At 65.1% G+C, this 3937-nt stretch carries 5 protein-coding genes; 4 read left to right on the top strand and 1 reads right to left on the bottom strand.

The genetic code is table 11. The features are described from left to right. The 4 genes from E4K65_RS48390 to E4K65_RS46435 all read left to right on the top strand — a co-directional run. Positions 1 to 363 (top strand): hypothetical protein (locus tag E4K65_RS48390; protein ID WP_209312170.1); only part of this gene is annotated, 363 nt, incomplete at its 5' end. A gap of 63 nt (positions 364 to 426) precedes the next feature. Continuing rightward, positions 427 to 1653 carry a tyrosine-type recombinase/integrase gene (locus E4K65_RS46445; protein ID WP_135179731.1) on the top strand — a complete coding sequence of 409 codons (1227 nt, stop codon included), beginning with the start codon at positions 427 to 429 and terminating at the stop codon, positions 1651 to 1653. Beyond that, positions 1647 to 2567, top strand: a complete 921-nt coding sequence (locus E4K65_RS46440; protein WP_167771706.1) for a tyrosine-type recombinase/integrase — start codon at positions 1647 to 1649, stop codon at positions 2565 to 2567. The genes E4K65_RS46445 and E4K65_RS46440 overlap by 7 nt, the downstream gene beginning before the upstream one ends. Beyond that, a complete protein-coding gene (locus tag E4K65_RS46435) occupies positions 2564 to 3571 on the top strand; it encodes a tyrosine-type recombinase/integrase (protein ID WP_135179730.1) in 1008 nt (335 codons plus the stop codon). The genes E4K65_RS46440 and E4K65_RS46435 overlap by 4 nt, the downstream gene beginning before the upstream one ends. Positions 3572 to 3592: 21 nt before the next feature. Here the strand turns inward: E4K65_RS46435 and E4K65_RS48385 are convergent. Beyond that, the coding region (locus E4K65_RS48385) for a hypothetical protein (protein WP_209312169.1) at positions 3593 to 3937 on the bottom strand (345 nt) is incomplete at its 5' end.

The following is a 3937-nucleotide window of genomic DNA, read 5'->3' as shown; positions in this document are numbered from 1 at the left end:
TCGTTGCTGCGGGTGAACGAACCGATCTGGGACATGGTGGATCTCCTGTGCTGTGTTCAAGCCCGCGACCATCGCGGCCTTGTGGCGATCGAAAGCTCCGGGACGGCCGACCCGCACCGTCAGGCCGCAGCGCATGCGGAGGACGGCGTGCGGCGATCTTGTTGCTGCGCGAGGAGCGGCGCAGCCGCGGGGAAGAAGATCGACGCACGCTGTTGCGGGGAACAGGCCGGGTCGCAGACCGCATCTCGGGGCAGATCCGCCCACAACAAGGCCCGTCGGTCGCAGGGCATCACGGCACACTCGGAGAACCTCCCGGCTCCAGTCGGACACGCATGGCACGAGTACGCCCGACACAACCGCTGACTGACGTTCCGAACAGCAACCACCTCGACCATAGTTCTGCCTCCACATGCAGAAGGGGGCGACATGCCGACAGGTGTTTATGTCCGTAAGAACGCGGTCTGGGACCGATTGATGGCGGGAATGGCCGCAGACCACGCGGCCGACTTTGCTCAATGGCTCGGTGAGCGCCGATATACGCCGCTTACCATCGTCGAGAGGATGCGGCTGCTTGCGAGTTGGACGCACTGGGCGCGCGGGGAAGGCTACACGCTCCCTGCGATCCGTGAGGCGCACGCGGCGTCGTTCACCTTGATCGAAGCGGGACATCGGCCGCGCTTCCGCGGCGACCTCAACAAGGACGCGGTCGAGTGCGCCAAGCTGTTCATCGCCTACCTTGAGGATCAAGGTGTGATGACGCGATTGCCGGCCAAATCGGCGGCGCCGCTGGTGGCCGAGTTTGCGGCTTGGGCTCGCGAGCAGCGCGGCCTGGCTGAAACGACGCTGGCCACGTATCTTGGGACGATTACTCCCTTCGTCGATGCGCTGGGGGATATCCCGACGGCCTACGACGCCGTGACGATCCGGGCATACATGATCGAACGCGCGAAAGCCGTATCGGTCGAGCGCATGAAGGGCATATCGGTCGGCATCCGCGCGTTCCTTCGCTTCCTGATCGCGACAGGACGATGTCCGGCTGGGCTCGACCACGCCATGCCGAACGTTGCAGGATGGCGGCTGGCATCAATCCCGCGCTTCCTGCCTGATGCCGATATCGCGCGGATCATCGGTGCGTGCGATGGCGAGCGCCGCTTGCGCGACCGGGCCATCATCCTGTTCCTGGTCAGGCTCGGGCTTCGGGCGAGCGAGGTGGCGCGGCTCACCTTCGACGATATCGACTGGCGCCAGGGCAGCATCCGACTGTGCGGCAAAAGCCGGCGCGAGGAACTGCTGCCGCTCACTCAGGAGATCGGCGACGCGCTGCTTGCCTATATCGAACGCGGACGGCCGGCACTGGCCGTGCCGTCTGTGTTCATCACCGAATACGCGCCGCTGCGGCCAATCGATCGCATCACGGTCAAATGCCTGGTCAAGCGCGCGCTCAAGCGTGGGGGCGTCGAGAGCCGCTACAAGGGTGCGCATATCCTGCGCCACTCGGCGGCCACGGCGATGCTCCGCCACGGCGTCAGCCTGCCAGGTGTGAGCACGGTGTTGCGCCACCGATCGCAGGCGATGACGGCACACTACGCCAAGGTCGATATCGCGCTGCTGTCGGCGATCGCACGGCCCTGGCCGGGGAGGTCGCCATGCTAACCGACGATGCCGATCGCTACATCGAATTGCGCCGCTCGCTCGGCTTCAAGCTCGCAAAGACGGCCCGACACCTCACCGCGTTCGCGCGCTATGCGGTCGACCGGGGCGATACCCATGTTCGCCGCGAGACCGCGATCGCCTGGGCGGCGGCCGTCTCGTCGACCCCGCGCAGTCACCAGCGGCGACTTCAAGAGATCGCTCTCTTCGCGCGCTTCCTGCATGCGGAGGATGGTGCGCATGAGGTCCCGCAGCGTCATCCCAACCACAGTCCTGCGACACGTCCGGCGCCCTATATCTACACGCCGGAGGAACTGGCGCGCATGCTCGATGCCGCAGGCAATCTGCGGCGCCAGAAGCCCAGTCCGCTCAGGCGCCACATCTATGTGATGCTGATAGGGCTGCTCGCGTCGACGGGTCTGCGGATCTCGGAGGCTCTGAACCTGAGGTTGGACGATCTGCTGCCTGACGGGGTGCTGCACATCCGCGAGACGAAGTTCAACAAGAGCCGGCTCGTGCCGATGCACACCAGCGTGATCGAGGCGCTGCACGCCTATCTTGGGATCCGGCGGCGGTTCGCCGGCATGGACGACCATGTGTTCCTATCGGTGGATGCCAAGCCGATGCCGCTTCGGACCGTCCAGAGCACCTTCGATGCGATCCTGCGCAAGGCCGGCGTCGGTCAGGATCGCTCGCGTCGCCCGCGCATCCATGATCTGCGTCACACCTTCGCGACGCGCGTGCTGGAGCAATGCGCGATGTGCCGTGATGATGTTGCGCGCGACTTCGTCGCTCTCGCCACCTATCTCGGACATGCGGACATCCGGCATACCTACTGGTATCTGGAAGCCACCCCGGACCTCATGACCGACATTGCAGGTGCTGCCGAGGCGCTGCTCGCCGGGGAGGTCGCATGACGCCGATCGCCCCGCTCATCACCAGCTTCATGCGCGAGCATATGCCGCGGCAGCGCGGCTACAGTCCGCACTCCTGCGAGACCTATGCCTACAGCTTCCGGCTATTGTTGGCGTTCGTCGGCCGGCGCCTGCACACGCGCCCCTCCCTGCTCCAGCTCGAGCAGATCGATGCGGACATGGTAGTCGCGTTCCTGCATCACATCGAACACGACCGAGGCAACAGTCCGGCGACCCGCAACCTGCGGCTCGCCGCGATCAAGTCGTTTATGCGCTATGTCGAGCTGCGGCATCCCGGCGCTTTGGAGCAGGTCGCCCAGATCAATGCGATTCCAGGCAAGCGTCATGACCAGAAGCTCATCCGCCATCTGACCATGGACGAGGTCCGCGCCGTGCTCGACGCGCCTGACACGACGACACGCTTGGGGCTACGGGATCGGGCGATGTTGCATCTGTGCTTCGCCGGGGGCTTGCGAGTCTCCGAGCTGGTCGGCCTCACCCTGGAGAACGTCACTTTGCAACCGATGCCGAGCATCCTGGTGTTCGGCAAGGGCCGGCGCGAACGCAGCCTTCCGCTCTGGAAAGAAACTGCTCGCGACCTGCGCGCCTGGCTCGCGGTACGAGGAAAACCGCCAGCAACAGAGCTGTTCGTGAACGCACAAGGGATGGCGATGACCCGGGCCGGCTTCGAGTATATCCTCGAAAAGCACGCAAAAACTGCCGCGGCTAGATGCCCAACGCTGATCGGCCGCACGCTGTCGCCACATCTTCTGCGGCACAGTTGTGCAGTCCTGATGCTGCAGGCCACACGCGACATCCGCAAGGTTGCGCTCTGGCTTGGCCACGCCGATATCCGCACGACCGAGGTGTACCTGCGGATGGATCCGTCCGAAAAGCTCGAGGCCGTCGAGGCGGTGTTACCGCCGACGCTTCGTCGAGGTCGGTTCAAGGCGCCCGACGCATTGATCGCATCACTGATGGCGGATGTACGCACTGTGCCGACGTGAACCCGTGAGTGGACCGGGTGGTTATCGTGACAGCGGCCGTCCGACCTCTTCTGGATGGTTCTCCAGGCGTGCCGTGATGCCCTGCGACCGACGGGCCTTGTTGTGGGCGGATCTGCCCCGAGATGCGGTCTGCGACCCGGCCTGTTCCCCGCAACAGCGTGCGTCGATCTTCTTCCCCGCGGCTGCGCCGCTCCTCGCGCAGCAACAAGATCGCCGCACGCCGTCCTCCGCATGCGCTGCGGCCTGACGGTGCGGGTCGGCCGTCCCGGAGCTTTCGATCGCCACAAGGCCGCGATGGTCGCGGGCTTGAACACAGCACAGGAGATCCACCATGTCCCAGATCGGTTCGTTCACCCGCAGCAACGA

The sequence above is a fragment of the Bradyrhizobium niftali genome, assembly GCF_004571025.1.
Taxonomy (GTDB): Bacteria; Pseudomonadota; Alphaproteobacteria; order Rhizobiales; family Xanthobacteraceae; genus Bradyrhizobium; species Bradyrhizobium niftali.
Note: the sequence above shows the minus strand (reverse complement) of the source record. Positions and strands in the feature narration are given on the sequence as shown.

Excerpts from the sequence above, each read along its gene's own strand:
- E4K65_RS46445 (WP_135179731.1), top strand. The coding sequence starts at position 427 with ATGCCGACAGGTGTTTATGTCCGTAAGAACGCGGTCTGGGACCGATTG.
- E4K65_RS46440 (WP_167771706.1), top strand. The coding sequence starts at position 1,647 with ATGCTAACCGACGATGCCGATCGCTACATCGAATTGCGCCGCTCGCTC.
- E4K65_RS46435 (WP_135179730.1), top strand. The coding sequence starts at position 2,564 with ATGACGCCGATCGCCCCGCTCATCACCAGCTTCATGCGCGAGCATATG.